The sequence below is a fragment of the Marixanthomonas ophiurae genome, from assembly GCF_003413745.1.
In the GTDB taxonomy this organism is placed as follows: Bacteria; Bacteroidota; Bacteroidia; order Flavobacteriales; family Flavobacteriaceae; genus Marixanthomonas; species Marixanthomonas ophiurae.
Genome location: NZ_QVID01000001.1, coordinates 1 through 16,597 on the forward strand (window position 1 = coordinate 1; position 16,597 = coordinate 16,597).

The following is a 16,597-nucleotide window of genomic DNA, read 5'->3' on the forward strand; positions in this document are numbered from 1 at the left end:
TCGTGGAATCATCTTCTGTATAACTGTTGTTATCAGATTCATCTGTTACATCATCTCCTTGTGGAGGTGTTCCTGTTGCTAATGCTCGGTTCTCAAACTCTCCAGCATTCAGGTCAGCTTGTGTCAACGTATAGGTTGCAGTAAAGGTCGTCGTGTCTTCCTCATTTGGATCAAGACTTGCAATTGGACCGCCACTCATTGTTACCCCACCTACTAGGTCGGTTACGATTATATTGGTCAACGTTACATCACCCGTGTTCTTAACTTTGAACGTATAGCTGATTTCTTCACCTACTTCACCTGCATAACAGCCAGTGTTTGGATCGATATTCAAGGTAGATTCTTTGATCAACGCGATACTCGCATCTTGACAGATGGGTATCGTAATTGTATTACTTGTTTCGTCGACAGGTCCTAGCCCTGTGGTACCATTTACTGTTGCTGTATTTTCAATCTGACCATCATTTATATTATCTTGATCTACTGTATATATAGCTTCATACTCCCAAGTTTCTCCTACATTTAAAACTCCATTACCATCACCATTATCTACTAATTGTATTGTAACTACTGGGTTTGGAGCTAAAAATAACGGATCTGTTATAACTACATTTGAAATATCAACATCACCTTCATTTTTTACAACAAATTTGTATTCAATAGTATTTCCAACTTCAAGATTTAAACAATCTTGAGATTCACTTGTACTTGATTTAACAATAGATATTTCAGCATCTTGACATAGATTTACTGTTACAGAATCTGAATCGTTCACATTAAATGATGCTGATGAACCTGTTACTGTACCGTCAACCGTAGCAGTATTGTTTACTTGGCCGTTAATAATGTCTTGTTGTGTTACTGTATAAGTAGCTTCATATGTCCATTCTTCACCTATATCAAGCACTCCTGAATTAACAGTATCACCACTATCAGGGCCTGGAATAGGATTTGTATTATCAATTAATGGATCGTTTACTTCTACGTTATTGATTGCTACATCGCCTAAGTTTTTAACCTTAAAAGTATAGGTTATCATTTCGCCTGGTGCGATTGTGTTACAATTTTGAGTATCGTTAGGGCTAGCTGTTTTCTCGATTGAGATAGAGCAGTTGTAGATTGTCAAGGTAACCGGTGTCCGGTCTGAACTTGAACAACTTCCTGTATCACTTACTGCTTCAGCATAATAAGTAACGTTTCCAACCGTATCAAGAATTGGATCGTTAACTACAGTATTACCTGTAGCGTCTGTGTACCAAACGATACTTGTTCCAGTCGCAACTGTAATTGCATCGTTAGCATCTAATGTTTGCGTGGTCGTTTCGTCTTTACATTCAGCTATGTCACCGCTGCTTATTGGAGCATCAGGAGATACATTTACTACTATATCCGCAGTGTCATTGTCTGAACAATTATTGCCATCTGTATAAGTATACGTTGCCGTGATTGTACCGTTCAATCCAGTTGGATCAAAGTCAGCCGTACCGTCACCATTATCTATTACTCCGGTTCCTGTCCATTCTCCGTTTGAATTAGTTGGTTGACCGGTTAATGTAATCGTATCTGCATTGTCACAGATTGGACCATAGGTTCCTGCTTCTACTACTGCTGTTTTATTAACAACAATATCAGCTGTATCGGTGTCAGAACAGTTGTTACCGTCTTCATAAGTATAAGTTACCGTGATAGTTCCTGTTAAACCACTTGGGTCGAAACTTGCCGTACCGTTACCATTATCTGTTACTCCGGTTCCTGTCCATTCTCCGTTTGAATTAGTTGGCTCTCCGGTTAATGTTATTGCGTCTGCATTGTCACAGATTGGACCGTAATTCCCTGCTTCTACTGTTGCTGTTTTGTTGATGACAATATTAGCTGTATCTGTGTCAGAACAGTTATTACCATCTGTATAAGTGTATGTTACCGTAATAGTTCCTGTTAAACCACTTGGATCGAAACTTGCCGTACCATTATCATTGTCTGTTACTCCGGCTCCTGTCCATTCTCCGTTTGAATTTGTCGGTTGTCCAGTTAACGTAATGGCGTCTGCATTGTCACAAATTGGACCGTAATTCCCTGCTTCTACTGTTGCCGTTTTGTTGATGACAATATCAGCCGTATCACTATTAGAACAGTTATTACCATCTGTATAAGTGTATGTTACCGTAATAGTTCCTGTTAAACCACTTGGATCGAAACTTGCCGTACCATTATCATTGTCTGTTACTCCGGCTCCAGTCCATTCTCCGTTTGAATTAGTTGGTTCTCCGGTTAAAGTAATAGCATCTGCATTATCGCACAATGGGTCATACTCATTGGCTTCTACATTTATTTGATTTGGCTGAGTTATCTCAATACTTTTATCAATAGTACATATACCATCATCTACAGTTACTTTATAAGTACCTGCAGTTAGTCCTGTTTGATCTTCGGCGGTTGTGTTTAATCCACTTCCATCGCTAGTTGTCCATAAATATGTATACGAAGACGATCCGCCTGTAACAGTTATATTAATCTCACCATCATTCTCACCATAACAAGTGACATCTTCCTTAGTATGAGCTATAGCTATATCTGAATTTGTTAGCGTAAGCATTCGTGATGGCGAAGTACAACCTAAATCTGGATTATAATAGAATGCATACCAAACACCAGGAGTTGTTACAGTTGGATTATTTGGCAAAGGATTACTTAAATCTGAATTAGCACTCCATCTTAATTCAGCTCCTGTAGGAGTTGTTGAAGTAACAAAATCATTAAGTTGCACCTGTGTAGGCTCACAATACGTTTTTGAAGTTACAGAAAGTTCTGGTGAGTTTGCATACCCCTCAACAGACAGTCTTAAACCATCTACCAATACCACAGATTCTCCTGGATTTCCAGTACTATAAAAAACCTCTACAGAAGTAGCGGTAGGTCCTGACTTGAAAGTTATACATCTATTTTCCCAGTACGGGTTTATTTCTGTCCATCCACCAGGGTTTTGATTACCTCCATTTCCGCTCGTGGCAAAAGATAACCTCGTTGGAAAATCACTAGTTGGGTGCTGAACAAGATCAGCATCTGTATAAGTAAGCGGATCGCTAACTACAACGGCACCATTTCTAACACCAAATCGCAAGTTAGGCTCATATTCTAATATCTGCCCTCCATTATTATTGCTGTTTACGGTATTGTAACGCGGTATTACAGCAATTTCAAAACATACTGTATATACTGTATTAGGCACTACAGTCAACGTTTGATCTATCGATTCATTTTGAAATGAAAATATAGCAAAACCACCTCCATCATAAGTTGAAGGCTCAATGATACCAGGATAAACCACATTAGAGTTCGTTGTTGAATAGGATATATACTGCCCTTCCGACCAATCTACTGTACCATTATCATCCCAACAAGAATATCTTGCATCAGCTTGGTATTCACCATTTGTCCCACCTATTGCAGTACGAAATGTTCCGCCACTTACATCATCTTTTTCAAAAGATCCACAGGTAATTAAGTTACACCCTCCTACAGTTTTAGAATTTGTATGACTGTGTAAAGCTTCAGCTTTTGACTTAGAACGAAACGTTTTATTATATTGTGCAGCTTTCTTATCTAAAGTTGCATTATATTGATCCAAATACTCTTGAGTATAAGGCAATAATACTTCCCCCTCATCTGTTGAACCTTTAACCTGAGCATATCCTTGATTACCCAAGCAAACTATTAAAATGAGACCTATTAAAAACCTCTTATCAGAAGCAAATAATTTAGTAATTATTTTATACATAAGCTTGAATTTTATTAGTATTCATAATTTTATAATTAATTATAATTTTTAATCTCAATTACAAGAACTTACCACTAAAGGGATAAATTTTCTTTCAATTTTTATAGGTTATAAGCTTTAATTTGATTTGGGAAAAACGAAATTTAGTAGAGGAACATCTATTATAAAGTACATACATTTATCACTAAACAAATAGATTACTTATCGTTTGCTTAGAACAAATATACGTAGGAAAAACTGTTAAGGTTTTACTAATTTGCAACTATTAGTCTAAGTGTAGAATTATTTCGTTGAAATACAATATTTATTACATTTTAACCTTTTTTTTTGTAGGAATGACATGTACGTATAAATACGTACATAAGCTATTTTTAGAAGGATTACAAGACTTTTATTTGTGGGAAAAGCCTTTTGAAATCAATCCATACAGAGCCGTAAAGGTACTTCAAAAACTTGTATATTTGCCCTCAAATCTACACACACAACCATGTCAATTAAACGTGAAATTGAACGCAGGAGAACCTTTGGGATAATCTCTCACCCTGATGCTGGGAAAACAACTTTAACTGAAAAATTATTACTATTTGGAGGTGCTATTCAAGAAGCTGGTGCTGTAAAAAGTAATAAAATAAAAAAAGGAGCCACTAGTGACTTTATGGAAATTGAAAGACAAAGGGGTATCTCGGTTGCCACTTCTGTTTTAGCATTTGAATATGAAGGGATTAAAATAAATATTCTAGATACACCCGGTCACAAGGATTTTGCCGAAGATACTTTTAGAACCCTAACAGCTGTAGATAGTGTTATTGTTGTTATTGATGTTGCCAAAGGTGTGGAAGCACAAACCGAGAAGTTGGTTGAAGTGTGCCGCATGCGTAATATTCCTATGATTGTTTTTATAAATAAAATGGACCGAGAAGGGAAAGATGCTTTTGAGTTGTTAGATGAAATAGAACAAAAATTAAACCTTCGGGTTACACCTTTAAGCTTCCCAATTGGTATGGGGTATGATTTTAGAGGCATATACAATATCTGGGAGAAAAATGTAAATCTATTCAGTGGTAGTAGCCGAAAAAATATTGAAGAAACTATTGAAATTGAAGATCTTGCCAATCCTGAACTCGACCAATTGATTGGTACTGACGCAGCCGATACGTTGCGAGAAGAACTAGAACTTGCTGAAATATACCCTAAGTTTAGCCGTGAAGAATATTTAGAAGGGAAATTACAACCAGTATTCTTTGGTTCTGCCTTGAATAATTTCGGCGTTCGAGAACTATTAGATTGTTTTGTTGAAATAGCTCCTAAACCACGTCCAAAAGAAAGTGACACTCGGGTGGTAAAACCTGATGAAAAAGATTTTACAGGCTTTGTCTTTAAAATACACGCCAACATGGACCCCAAACACCGGGATCGCTTAGCGTTTGTAAAAATTGTGTCAGGTGTTTTTGAAAGGAACACCCCTTATTTACATGTACGCAATGGCAAGAAGCTGAAGTTTTCTAGTCCGAATGCGTTCTTTGCTGAAAAGAAACAAATTGTAGATATTTCATATCCTGGAGATATCGTTGGATTACATGACACCGGTAACTTTAAAATTGGTGACACCCTTACCGAAGGAGAAGAAATGAACTATAAAGGAGTACCCAGCTTTTCACCGGAGCACTTTAAGTACATTAATAATGCCGATCCAATGAAAAGCAAACAGCTGGACAAAGGGATTGATCAATTAATGGATGAAGGTGTTGCACAACTCTTCACTCTTGAATTAAACGGACGAAAAGTAATCGGTACCGTTGGTGCTTTACAGTTTGAAGTAATACAATATCGGTTAGAGCACGAATATGGCGCTTCCTGCCGATATGAAAACCTAAACGTTCACAAAGCTTGCTGGGTCGAACCAGACAATCCAAAAAGTGATGAGTTTAAAGAATTCAAGCGTGTTAAAGCTAAGTTTTTAGCGAAAGATAAAAGAGATCAATTGGTTTTCTTTGCCGATTCCGCCTTTAGCTTACAAATGACACAATCAAAATATCCGAACGTAAAACTTCATTTTGTAAGTGAATATAAGTAAGGTATAATACCTTTATTTATCAAAATTATTTCTTCAGAAAATCTAGCAATAATTTGTTAACGTGCTCCGTGTGTGTAAAAACACAACCGTGAGGAGCATCTTCTATAACCGTAAATTCACTGTTTTCAACTATTTTTGCACCTTGCGCCGCAGTGGGCTCCATCGGGACAACATTATCTGCATCCCCATGCAGGAATAACGTAGGAATGTCTATCTTTTTAAGATCACCTCTTAAATCTGTTTTTCCGAAAGCATCAATACAATCTAATGTTGCTTTAGGAGAAGCTCCCGCAGCAATGTTGAAATTATATTGTAATTGTTCTTTACCTATTAAGTGTTTGTTATTATCATAATCGATAAACTGTTTGCCAAATTTATCTAAGAAGTCACAACGGTCAATTTTAATTGCTTTTTTGAATTCTTCAAAGGTTTCAGCTGGCACACCATCAGGGTTATCATCAGTTTTCAGCATAAAAGGAGCTATTGAGCTTATAAAAACTAACTTAGATAAATTTTCCGTACCATAGTTACCTACATAACGTCCTACTTCTCCTCCACCCATTGAAAATCCTACTAAGACAACATCTTTTAAGGAAAGATGATTGATTATATCATTTAAATCTTGAGCCATCGTATCATAATCGTATCCGTCCCAAGGTTGATCACTTTTACCAAAACCTCTACGGTCATATGAAATGCAACGGTATCCAGCCTCAACAAGTTCTTGTTTTTGGTATTCCCACATAGCTGAACTCAACGGCCAACCATGGATTAGAATAACAGGTTGCCCTTTACCGTAGTCTTCGTAGTATAAATTTATGTATTCATTTCGTTTTTTTGAAGAAGTCTTTAAATATCCCATAATTTAATTTTCCTTTAAATTACTATGGAATTTGCAAAATGTAAAATAAGGCGAAGACTTTAATACTTATTTAACTGAATATCTTAACAATAGCCTATTAAAAAACCCACTAAAAAGTGGGTTTACTATCTATGCTTCTCCGGTTGGACCAAAGTTTAAAGGCATCGTCGGTTGTTCTTGTTCTTTAACCTTACCGTGGGCTTTTTCAAACCGTTGAATATTATCATTCAATGCTCTTAATAGTCTCTTGGCGTGTTGTGGTGTTAAAATTATTCGTGATTTCACCTTACTTTTAGGCACACCCGGCATAATACTTACAAAATCTAGAATGAACTCTGATTGTGAATGATTGATGATCGCCAAGTTACTATAAATGCCTTGTGCTACATTCTCATCTAATTCAATATTGATTTGTCCTTTTTTTTGTTTTTGTTTGTTTTGATCGTCTGCCATTGTTGGTTATTTTAATATTCCTATTAATATGGAATGAGTTTATAGTTCTAATTTAGCTACCTAATATAATAAAAGAATCCCGCTTTTGGCGGGATTCTTTATTTTGATTTATAAGAAGTTTTTTAATTAATTGTAATTCACTTCTTGTTTCTCACGGGTCATTTCTTCCAGCTCTTCCTTGCTTCCTACAATTATAGAATCGTATTCACGCATTCCAGTACCAGCAGGTATTTTATGACCTACAATTACATTCTCTTTCAATCCTTCTAAGGTATCAACTTTACCGCTTACTGCAGCTTCGTTTAATACTTTAGTGGTTTCTTGGAAGGATGCAGCCGAAATAAACGACTTAGTCTGTAGCGATGCTCTAGTAATACCTTGCAATATTGGTGTTGCAGTTGCATTAACAGCATCTCTTGCTTCAACTAAAGCTTTATCATTACGTCTCAAGATAGAATTTTCATCACGTAAATCACGTGGTGAAACTATTTGCCCTTCTTTAAGGGTTTGACTATCTCCTGCATCTTCAACTACTTTCATTCCGAAGATTTTATCGTTTTCTTCAATAAAGTCATCTTTATGAGCTAGTTGATTTTCTAGGAAGGTAGTATCTCCACTATCCACAATACGTACTTTACGCATCATCTGTCTAACTACTACCTCGAAGTGTTTATCGTTAATCTTCACACCTTGTAGACGGTATACTTCTTGAACTTCATTCACCAAGTACTGCTGTACTGCTGAAGGTCCTTCAATACGTAAAATATCTTCTGGTGTAATAGATCCGTCTGAAAGAGGCATACCAGCACGCACATAATCGTTCTCCTGAACCAAAATCTGGTTAGACAACTTCACTAAGTACTTTTTAAGCTCACCTAATTTAGACTCTACTATAATTTCACGATTACCACGTTTAATTTTTCCGAAGGAAACAACACCATCAATCTCACTAACTACAGCAGGATTTGATGGATTACGAGCTTCAAAAAGTTCGGTTACACGTGGAAGACCACCTGTAATATCACCTGCTTTTGAAGATTTACGTGGTATTTTAACCAATACTTTACCAATCTTAATTTTATCTCCGTCATCAATCATTAAGTGGGCACCCACTGGCAAGTTGTATGAACGAATTACTTCATCTTTTTTACCTAAAATTTGAAGTGTTGGTATTTTCTTTTTATTTCTAGATTCTGAAATTACTTTCTCTTGGAATCCAGTCTGCTCATCAATTTCAACTTGGTAGGTAACCCCTTGTTCGATATTCTCGTACTTGATTTTACCTGCAAATTCTGAAATAATCACACCGTTATATGGATCCCATTGACAAACCACATCACCTTCTTTCAATTTATCACCATCTTTTACATATAGTGTAGAACCGTAAGGAATGTTGTTGTTGCTTAAGGTAATTCCGGTTTTTGGATCAGTTAATTTAATTTCTGAAGTACGAGAGATTACAATATCAATTTCTTTTCCTTCAGCATCTTCTCCTTTAACTGTTTTTAGATCTTCAATTTCGGCTTTACCGTCATATTTAACAACTAGCTTGTTGTCTTCTGAAATGTTACCTGCAATACCACCCACGTGGAAGGTACGAAGTGTTAACTGTGTACCTGGTTCACCAATTGACTGAGCAGCTACAACACCTACAGCTTCTCCTCGCTGTACCATTTTATTGGTTGCAAGGTTACGACCGTAACATTGAGAACAAATTCCTTTTTTAGCTTCACACGTTAATGCAGAACGTACTTCTACACCTTCTACAGCAGAGTCGCCAATAATTTTAGCAGTCTCTTCTGAAATGTGCTCACCAGCCGTTGCCAACACTTCTTTATTAAGTGGGTTTATTACATCGTTTAATGCAATACGACCTATAATTCTAGCTTCTAAGGTTTCAACAATCTCTTCATTTTTCTTCAATGCTGAAACTTCAATACCTCTTAATGTACCACAATCTACTTCGTTAATAATAACGTCTTGTGACACATCTACCAGACGACGCGTTAAATAACCCGCATCGGCAGTTTTAAGTGCGGTATCAGCAAGACCTTTACGTGCACCGTGAGTAGAGATAAAGTATTCAAGAATTGAAAGCCCTTCCTTAAAGTTAGAAAGAATCGGGTTTTCAATAATTTCACCACCACCAGAGTTAGATTTTTTAGGCTTCGCCATCAATCCACGCATACCGGTTAGCTGTCTAATTTGCTCTTTACTACCACGCGCTCCAGAGTCAAGCATCATATATACAGAGTTAAACCCTTGCTGATCTTCGCGGATACGTTTCATAGAAAGCTCCGTTAATTCAGCATTGGTTGCTGTCCATATATCAATTACTTGGTTGTAACGTTCGTTGTTGGTAATAAGTCCCATATTGTAGTTTCCTACAATACCGTCAACTTGTTTGTTGGCGTCGTCAATCATAGTTTGCTTTTCAGCAGGGATAATAATATCTCCTAAACTAAAAGACAATCCACCTTCGAATGCGAACTTATATCCTAATGTTTTAATTTCATCAAGGAAAGCAGCAGTTTTTGGTACACTAGTAACTTTAAGGATATTACCAATAATATCACGAAGTGATTTCTTGGTTAATACCTCGTTTATATAACCAGCTTCTTCTGGTACTTCTTGGTTAAATATCACTCTACCTAAGGTAGTTTCGATAATTTGAAAAACCAATTCGCCTTTATCATTAAAGTCCTTGGTACGTATTTTTATTTGCGCATTGAGGTCTACTTGCTTCTCATTGTAAGCAATCACAGCTTCTTCTTCTGAATAAAAAGTTAGGCCTTCACCTTTTACTTTTACATCTTTTGTTGAAGTTCTAAGCTTGGTCATATAATACAGACCCAAAACCATATCCTGAGAAGGTACTGCTACCGGCGAACCGTTTGCAGGGTTCAAGATATTGTGAGAAGCTAACATCAATAACTGACATTCCAAAATTGCTTCTGGTCCTAATGGAAGGTGAACCGCCATCTGGTCACCATCAAAATCGGCGTTAAATGCAGTACATACTAATGGGTGTAACTGGATTGCTTTTCCTTCAATCAATTTTGGTTGAAAAGCTTGAATACCTAATCGGTGTAAAGTAGGAGCCCGGTTAAGCATAACTGGATGTCCTTTCAATACATTTTCAAGGATGTCCCAAACTACGGGTTCTTTTTTATCTATAATTTTCTTAGCAGACTTAACTGTTTTTACAATTCCTCTCTCAATTAGTTTTCTAATTACGAAAGGCTTGTAAAGTTCAGCAGCCATATCTTTTGGAATACCACATTCAAATAGCTTCAATTCTGGTCCTACAACAATTACCGAACGTGCTGAATAATCCACACGCTTACCAAGTAAGTTTTGACGGAAACGTCCTTGCTTTCCTTTCAATGAATCTGAAAGTGATTTTAATGGACGGTTGCTATCTGTTTTTACTGCTGAAGATTTACGCGTGTTATCGAACAAGGAATCAACAGATTCTTGAAGCATACGTTTTTCATTACGTAAAATTACTTCTGGAGCTTTAATTTCCATTAATCGCTTTAGACGATTGTTTCTAATAATTACACGACGGTAAAGATCATTTAAATCTGATGTTGCGAAACGACCCCCATCTAGTGGTACTAACGGACGTAATTCTGGTGGAATAATTGGCACCACCTTCATAATCATCCATTCTGGTTTGTTTTCACGGTTTTTGTTTGCATCACGCAACGCTTCCACAACTTGAAGACGTTTTAGTGCTTCCGTTTTACGTTGTTTAGACGTTTCATTGTTTGCTTTGTGACGTAAATCGAAAGACAATGTATCAAGGTCGATACGCTGTAACAATTCAATTAAACACTCAGCACCCATCTTAGCGATGAATTTATTTGGATCGCTATCTTCCAAGTATTGGTTTTCTACTGGAATAGCTTCCAACGCATTTAAATATTCTTCTTCTGTTAAGAAGTCCATTTTCTGAAGTGGTTCCCCTTCTTCATTTTTTGCGATACCCGGTTGGATTACAACATATCGTTCGTAATAGATAATCATATCCAACTTCTTAGACGGCAATCCAAGAAGGTATCCTATTTTGTTAGGTAAACTACGGAAGTACCAAATGTGTGCAACAGGAACCACTAAATTAATGTGCCCTACGCGATCACGACGTACTTTCTTTTCAGTTACCTCTACACCACAACGGTCACATACGATCCCTTTGTAGCGAATTCGTTTATATTTACCACAGGCACATTCGTAATCCTTAACAGGACCAAAAATACGCTCACAGAAAAGTCCGTCACGCTCTGGTTTGTGCGTACGGTAGTTTATCGTTTCAGGTTTTAGTACTTCCCCGCGCGATTCTGCCAAAATCGATTCAGGAGAGGCTAAACCAATAGAAATTTTATTGAATTTCTGAACTGTGTTTTCTTTATTTCTTGCCATAATGCTGTGTACTATGCTTTGTTGTTATTTGTTTTTGGAGTGTTTTTTCACTCCGTTTGAAGCGTAAAGATTCCCTCCCAAAGGAGGGAATTTCTTTTATTCTTCTAATCTAATGTCAAGTCCTAACCCTTTTAATTCGTGCATTAACACGTTAAAAGATTCTGGTAGCCCTGGTTCTGGCATGGTTTCGCCTTTAACAATACTTTCATATGTTTTAGCTCTACCAATAACATCATCAGATTTTACTGTCAATATTTCACGTAATGTGCTGGATGCTCCGTAGGCTTCAAGTGCCCAAACCTCCATCTCACCAAATCGCTGACCACCAAATTGAGCTTTACCACCCAATGGTTGTTGTGTAATTAATGAGTATGGTCCAATAGAACGTGCGTGCATCTTATCATCTACCATGTGACCTAGTTTCAGCATATAAATAACCCCTACTGTTGCAGGTTGGTCAAAACGCTGTCCGGTTCCACCATCATATAAATGCGTGTGTCCAAATCTTGGTATCTCAGCTTCATCAGTCAATTCGTTAATCTGGTCTATAGTTGCACCATCAAAAATTGGAGTAGCAAATTTGCGACCTAATTTTTGCCCAGCCCATCCTAGTACCGTTTCATAAATTTGACCAATGTTCATACGTGATGGTACCCCAAGTGGATTCAACACGATATCTACAGGGCTTCCATCATCAAGGAAAGGCATATCTTCTTCACGAACAATACGTGCTACAATACCTTTGTTACCGTGACGTCCCGCCATTTTATCACCTACTTTAAGTTTACGCTTTTTAGCGACATAAACTTTAGCAAGTTTTAGAATACCAGAAGGCAACTCATCTCCTACAGAGATGGTAAATTTCTCACGACGTAATCCACCTTGTAAATCGTTCTCTTTAATCTTATAGTTGTGCAATAAATCGGCAACTAATGCATTAAGGTCATCATCGGTAGTCCAAGTACCTCCTGTTAAGTGTGCGTAGTCATCTACTGCATTTAACATTTTTTGGGTGTACTTTTTACCTTTTGGAAATACCGTTTCACCAAGATCGTTAGTAACACCTTGAGCGGTTTTTCCTCCTACAATTGCAAATAGTTTTTCAACTAACACATCTTTTAATGCATCAAATTTAGCATCGTAAGCGATTTCTAGTGCAGAGATATCTTCTTTATCTTTTGCTCTTTTACGCTTATCTTTAATAGCACGTGCAAATAACTTCTTATTAATTACAACACCTCGTAATGATGGAGAAGCTTTTAATGAAGCATCTTTTACATCACCTGCTTTATCACCAAATATCGCTCGAAGTAATTTTTCTTCAGGAGTTGGGTCGCTTTCTCCTTTTGGAGTAATCTTACCAATTAATATATCACCTGGTTTTATTTCGGCACCTACACGTATCATCCCGTTTTCATCAAGGTCTTTAGTAGCCTCTTCTGAAACGTTAGGAATATCATGAGTTAATTCTTCATTTCCTAATTTGGTATCACGTACCTCAAGTGAATATTCATCAATGTGAATCGATGTAAATATATCGTCTCTTACTACGCGTTCAGAAATCACAATCGCATCCTCAAAGTTATACCCTTTCCAAGGCATAAAGGCTACTTTCATGTTTCTACCCAATGCTAATTCACCTTTATCGGTTGCATAACCTTGACAAAGTACTTGTCCTTTTTTAACTCGATCACCTCTACTTACAATTGGCTTCAAGTTAATGGATGTACCTTGGTTTGTTTTTCTGAATTTTACCAGCTGGTATGTTTTTGAATCACTATCAAAACTTACCATACGCTCATCATCGGTACGGTCATATTTAATAGAAATTTCGTTTGCATCAACATACTCTACTTCGCCATCTCCTTCTGCATTAATCAATACACGAGAATCTGAAGCTACTTGACGTTCCAAACCTGTACCAACAATTGGAGAGTCTGCTCTCAATAAAGGTACTGCCTGGCGCATCATATTCGATCCCATCAACGCACGGTTGGCATCATCATGTTCCAAAAATGGAATTAAAGATGCTGAAATAGAAGCAATTTGGTTAGGCGCAACATCGGCATAATTAACCGTATTTGGCTCTACAACCGGGAAATCACCTTCCATTCGTGCAATTACACGATCGCTATCAATTTGTCCATTATCTTTAAGTGGAATGTTTGCTTGTGCAATCAATTTATCCTCCTCTTCTTCAGCCGAAAGATATATTGGTTCACTTTTCAGATCGATTTTACCGTCTTCAACCTTTCTATAAGGTGTTTCGATAAAACCTAAGTTGTTTACTTTGGCATATACTGAAAGTGAAGAAATCAAACCAATGTTTGGCCCTTCCGGTGTTTCAATAGGACAAAGTCTTCCGTAGTGTGTATAGTGGACATCACGAACCTCGAACCCTGCTCTTTCTCTTGAAAGACCTCCAGGTCCTAAAGCTGAAAGACGACGCTTATGCGTAATTTCAGCCAGCGGGTTTGTTTGGTCCATAAACTGAGACAACTGGTTGGTACCAAAGAACGAATTGATAACTGAAGAAAGTGTCTTCGCGTTGATCAAATCAATCGGGGTAAACACTTCGTTGTCACGAACGTTCATACGCTCACGAATAGTACGTGCCATACGGGCTAAACCAACACCAAATTGAGATGACAACTGCTCTCCTACGGTACGTACACGACGGTTGCTTAGGTGATCAATATCATCAATCTCAGCTTTTGAGTTGATAAGCTCGATTAAGTATTTTACAATGGTAATGATATCTTCTTTGGTAAGCACCTGCTTTTCCATGTCGATATCAAGACCTAGTTTTTTGTTCATCCGGTAACGACCTACTTCACCAAGGTTATAACGTTGGTCTGAAAAGAACAACTTATTGATGATACCACGAGCGGTTTCCTCATCTGGCGGTTCAGCGTTACGTAATTGTCTATAGATATGCTCTACCGCTTCTTTTTCTGAATTGGTAGGATCTTTTTGCAATGTGTTGTGGATAATCGCATAGTCTCCTTGCTGATTATCTTCTTTATGTAATAAAATCGTTTTTGACCCAGAGTCTAATATCTCTTCAATGTGCTCTTTTTCAAGCTCAGTATCACGGTCTAATACAATTTCGTTACGCTCAATAGAAACAACTTCTCCTGTATCTTCGTCCACGAAGTCTTCGTGCCACGTTTTAAGAACACGGGCAGCGAGTTTACGGCCTAAGAATTTTTTAAGACCAGTTTTTGTTGCTTTAATTTCTTCAGCAAGATCAAATATTTCAAGAATATCCTTATCTCTTTCAAAACCAATAGCACGGAACAATGTTGTTACCGGCAACTTTTTCTTTCTATCGATATACGCGTACATAACGCTGTTAATATCGGTAGCAAATTCAATCCATGACCCTTTAAAAGGAATTACACGAGCTGAATATAATTTGGTTCCGTTTGCGTGAAAGGATTGTCCAAAGAACACACCAGGTGAACGGTGTAACTGAGATACTACAATACGTTCTGCACCGTTGATACAGAAAGTACCACTTGGAGTCATATAAGGAATCACTCCTAAGTACACATCCTGTACGATAGTTTCAAAATCTTCGTGCTCAGGATCGGTACAATATAATTTTAAACGTGCCTTTAAGGGAACGCTGTACGTAAGACCACGCTCAATACATTCCTGAATGGAGTATCTTGGCGGATCTACAAAATAATCTAAAAACTCTAATACAAATTGATTTCGGGTATCTGTTATTGGAAAGTTTTCCATGAAGGTGTTATAAAGGCCTTCGTTACCCCTTTCTTCTGACTTTGTTTCAAGCTGGAAAAAATCCTGGAAGGATTTAATCTGAATATCCAGAAAATCCGGATAATCCGGTTTGTTCTGTACAGAAGAGAAATTCAATCTTTCAGTTTGCGTTGCTGACATCTATGGACGGAATTTAATTAAAAAAACTACTTTTGCCTATACTCAAAAAACTATTAACCTTTATATACGCAAAATGGTTTAGGCCTATTCCGGATATCCGGAAGGCCTAAACCGTAAGGTTTGAAACGTGGAGAGCTTACTTAAGCTCAACCTCTGCTCCTGCTTCTTCTAACTGAGCTTTTACTGCTTCAGCTTCGTCTTTTGCTACACCTTCTTTAATTGGAGATGGAGCATTATCTACTAATCCTTTAGCGTCTTTAAGACCAGCACCTGTTAATTCTTTTACCAGTTTTACAACTGCTAACTTAGAACCTCCTGCGGCTGTAAGGATTACGTCGAATTCGGTTTGCTCGTCAGCTTCTTCGCCTCCGCCAGCACCACCACCAGCAACAGCTACAGCTGCAGCAGCAGGCTCTATACCGTACTCTTCTTTTAATATTTCAGCTAACTCATTAACTTCTTTTACTGTTAAGTTAACCAATTGTTCTGCGAAATCTTTTAAATCTGCCATTTTCTATCGTTTTAAAATAATTGTATTAATATGTGTAATTTAATTAGTGCTAAATTTTTATCCTTCTTTTTCAGAAAGGGTTTTAACAATACCCGCGATTGTAGTACCACCTGATTTAAGTGCTGAAATAACATTCTTGGCAGGAGATTGAAGCGCTGATATAATGTCTCCAATAACTTCTTCCTTAGATTTAATTTCAACTAACTTGTCAAGTTTCTCATCGCCTACGTAAATTGCTTCTTCAATAAAGGCTCCTTTAAGTAGAGGCTTTTCAGATTTTTTTCTGAATTCCTTAATTACTTTTGCTGGTGCGTTTCCTGTTTCAGAAACCATTAACGATGTATTGCCTTTAAGTACTTCGGATAACTCACCAAAGTCCTTATCACTGCTTTCCATAGCTTTAGAAAGCAAGGTGTTTTTTACTACATTCAAACTTACTCCCGCTTTAAAACAAGCGCGACGCAATTTTGTTGTAGCTCCTGCATCAAGCCCCGAGATATCTGCTAAATATATAATAGTGTTCTCGGATAACTGTGCAGTCAAACTTTCAATTACTTGTGATTTTTCTTCTCTTGTCATAAGTTCTCA

8 protein-coding genes are annotated in these 16,597 nt (G+C 37.3%); 1 reads left to right on the forward strand and 7 read right to left on the reverse strand.

Annotated elements, in window-relative coordinates:
• A partial coding sequence (locus tag DZ858_RS00005; protein WP_147309547.1) for a DUF7507 domain-containing protein occupies window positions 1-3,775 on the reverse strand: 3,775 nt, incomplete at its 3' end.
• A gap of 487 nt (window positions 3,776-4,262) precedes the next feature.
• On the opposite strand from DZ858_RS00005, the gene DZ858_RS00010 reads away from it, so the two are divergent.
• The gene (locus DZ858_RS00010) at window positions 4,263-5,849 is read left to right on the forward strand and encodes a peptide chain release factor 3 (protein ID WP_117157541.1); all 1,587 of its coding nucleotides are present in this window, start codon (window positions 4,263-4,265) and stop codon (window positions 5,847-5,849) included.
• A gap of 25 nt (window positions 5,850-5,874) precedes the next feature.
• Here DZ858_RS00010 and DZ858_RS00015 read toward each other — a convergent pair whose 3' ends face one another.
• The 6 genes from DZ858_RS00015 to rplJ all read right to left on the reverse strand — a co-directional run bounded on the left by DZ858_RS00015 (window position 5,875) and on the right by rplJ (window position 16,588).
• Complete coding sequence (locus tag DZ858_RS00015; protein WP_117157542.1) at window positions 5,875-6,711, reverse strand: alpha/beta fold hydrolase; 837 nt, start codon at window positions 6,709-6,711, stop codon at window positions 5,875-5,877.
• A gap of 129 nt (window positions 6,712-6,840) precedes the next feature.
• Window positions 6,841-7,164, reverse strand: a complete 324-nt coding sequence (locus DZ858_RS00020) for a DUF3467 domain-containing protein (protein WP_117157543.1) — start codon at window positions 7,162-7,164, stop codon at window positions 6,841-6,843.
• A 126-nt stretch (window positions 7,165-7,290) separates the two neighbouring features.
• The gene (gene rpoC, locus DZ858_RS00025) at window positions 7,291-11,589 is read right to left on the reverse strand and encodes a DNA-directed RNA polymerase subunit beta' (protein WP_117157544.1); all 4,299 of its coding nucleotides are present in this window, start codon (window positions 11,587-11,589) and stop codon (window positions 7,291-7,293) included.
• Window positions 11,590-11,685: 96 nt separating this feature from the next.
• Entirely contained in the window at window positions 11,686-15,498 is a 3,813-nt protein-coding gene (rpoB, locus tag DZ858_RS00030) for a DNA-directed RNA polymerase subunit beta (protein WP_117157545.1), read from the reverse strand.
• A 136-nt stretch (window positions 15,499-15,634) separates the two neighbouring features.
• Window positions 15,635-16,009 (reverse strand): 50S ribosomal protein L7/L12, encoded by a 375-nt coding sequence (rplL, locus tag DZ858_RS00035; protein ID WP_117157546.1) that lies wholly within the window; start codon window positions 16,007-16,009, stop codon window positions 15,635-15,637.
• A gap of 57 nt (window positions 16,010-16,066) precedes the next feature.
• Entirely contained in the window at window positions 16,067-16,588 is a 522-nt protein-coding gene (gene rplJ / locus DZ858_RS00040) for a 50S ribosomal protein L10 (protein ID WP_117157547.1), read from the reverse strand.
• Window positions 16,589-16,597 lie beyond the last annotated feature (9 nt).

Bases quoted from the DNA above. Each gene is read 5' to 3' on its own strand.
- DZ858_RS00010 (WP_117157541.1), top strand. From the start codon at position 4,263: ATGTCAATTAAACGTGAAATTGAACGCAGGAGAACCTTTGGGATAATC.
- rpoB (WP_117157545.1), bottom strand. From the start codon at position 15,498: ATGTCAGCAACGCAAACTGAAAGATTGAATTTCTCTTCTGTACAGAAC.
- DZ858_RS00015 (WP_117157542.1), bottom strand. From the start codon at position 6,711: ATGGGATATTTAAAGACTTCTTCAAAAAAACGAAATGAATACATAAAT.
- rpoC (WP_117157544.1), bottom strand. From the start codon at position 11,589: ATGGCAAGAAATAAAGAAAACACAGTTCAGAAATTCAATAAAATTTCT.
- rplL (WP_117157546.1), bottom strand. From the start codon at position 16,009: ATGGCAGATTTAAAAGATTTCGCAGAACAATTGGTTAACTTAACAGTA.
- DZ858_RS00020 (WP_117157543.1), bottom strand. From the start codon at position 7,164: ATGGCAGACGATCAAAACAAACAAAAACAAAAAAAAGGACAAATCAAT.
- rplJ (WP_117157547.1), bottom strand. From the start codon at position 16,588: ATGACAAGAGAAGAAAAATCACAAGTAATTGAAAGTTTGACTGCACAG.